This is a genomic window from Xanthomonas sp. SHU 199, from assembly GCF_000364665.1.
Taxonomy (GTDB): Bacteria; Pseudomonadota; Gammaproteobacteria; order Xanthomonadales; family Xanthomonadaceae; genus Xanthomonas_A; species Xanthomonas_A sontii.
Window position 1 is genome coordinate 1 of sequence record NZ_AQOI01000707.1, and the last position, 1,787, is coordinate 1,787.

The 1,787-nt window shown below is 70.6% G+C and carries 1 protein-coding gene; it reads left to right on the forward strand.

Going from position 1 to position 1,787, the window contains the following annotated elements:
- Positions 1-495: 495 nt before the first annotated feature.
- The coding region (locus D183_RS0119985; protein WP_026144690.1) for a PDC sensor domain-containing protein at positions 496-1,787 on the forward strand (1,292 nt) is incomplete at its 3' end.

Genomic DNA, 1,787 nt, shown 5'->3' on the forward strand with positions numbered 1-1,787 from the left:
GGCCGCCCGGTCGGCGGCCAAGCCGGTGGCCAAGCCCGCCGCCCGTCCGGTCCGGCAATCGGCCCGGCCGGTCGCGGTCGCGGCGGGCGACGACAGCTGGCAGGAGTTCTGAGCACGCGCAGTCGCCGCCGGTCCGCGTCGACGGCCCCGGGAGCGATCGCTCCCGGGGCTTTTTCGTTGTCATCGTCCTGTCGGCCGCCGAGCCGCCTTGGTCGTGCGGCTCGGCGCCGCGCCCGACGCTCGACATGCCGTGATCGGGGACCGATCGCGAGGCGGTGCCGTCCACCGCGACCGACAGAGCATCCGCTTCCGGCCGCAGGGCCGGTGCCGGGGCGCGTGTGGCGTTGCACCACAAACACGCCCTACATTTCTGGGACGCCGTGCCGATAACCGGAAGGTCGCGCACGTCTCCGCTCCGGTCTGCTGTGCCCGCAGGCAACAGGCTCCGGTCCACGACAGCGCGATCTTTCCCTCCTCGCCATCGAGACGACCGCGATGTCCACGACGTCCTCCACTCGGCCGAGCAGTGTCGCCACCCGCCTGATGCTCGGCGTGGCCGCGATCGCCCTGCTGTGCTTCGGCATTACCGCCGCCATCATCTACGCCCGCAGCAGTTCCGCCCTGCTCGCCTCCGCCAAGGTCGGCATGACCGACACCGCGCGCCTGGAATCGGAGCGCATCGGCAACACCATCGGTGCCTCCGCGGTCTCCAACCAGGCACTGGCCAATGCCCTGCTCGCCCAGCGCGGCCACGACAAGGCGCGCGAGCTGTTCAGCGACAGCCTGCGCCGCGAACTGCAGCAGCATCCGGACTGGACCGGCATGGGCACGCTATGGGAACCGCAGGCGCTGGACGGCAAGGACGCGGACTACGTCAACAGCGCGGGCCATGACGCCAGCGGCCGCTACATGGTGTACTGGTCCTGGCAGAACGGGAAACTGGTGCGCGATCCGCTGCGCGACTACGACGTGGCCGGCGCCGGCGACTGGTATCTGAATCCGCGCAAGCTGCTGCGGCCGACCGTCGCCGAACCCTACGATTACGAGATCGCCGGCAAGAAGGTGCTGATGACCACGGTCAGCACGCCGATCCTGGAAGACGGCAAGTTCCTGGGCGTGGTCACCACCGATTTCGGCCTGGCCACGCTGCAGCAGCGCGTCGCCAAGCTGCGTCCGCTCGGTGCCGGCCGCGTGCGCCTGCTCTCGCCGGGCGGCGCCATCGTCGCCGACCGCGATCCCGCACTGGTCGGCAAGAAGCTGCAGGATCCGGCCACCCGCGCCTTGCTGGCCGAGATCGCCCAGGGCAAGACCGTCGGCCGCGACAGCGTCGATCCGCAGACCGGCGCCACCGACGTGGAAGTGTATGTGCCGCTGCAGATCGGCCAGGCCCAGGAGCGCTTCGCGCTGGGCGTGGCGGTGCCCAAGGCGGTGCTGATGGCGCAGGCGCGCAACCTGCTGTGGACCATCGTGGCGGTCGGCCTGTGCGCCGCGCTGCTGCTCAGCGGCGGCCTCTACCTGCTGCTGCGGCGGCTGGTGGTCAAGCCGCTGGCCAGTGCGGTGGAAGTCTCCAGCGCGGTCGCCGCCGGCCGCCTGGACAGCCGCATCCAGTATCCGCGCAACGACGAATTGGGGCAGCTGCTGGGATCGCTGCAACGCATGCAGCAGCAGCTGCGCGCGGTACTCGACGCACAGAAGGAGATGGCCCAGCGCCACGACGCCGGCGAGATCAGCTACCGCATGGACGAAGCGGCCTTCCCCGGCGACTACGGGCGCATGGTCCACGACAG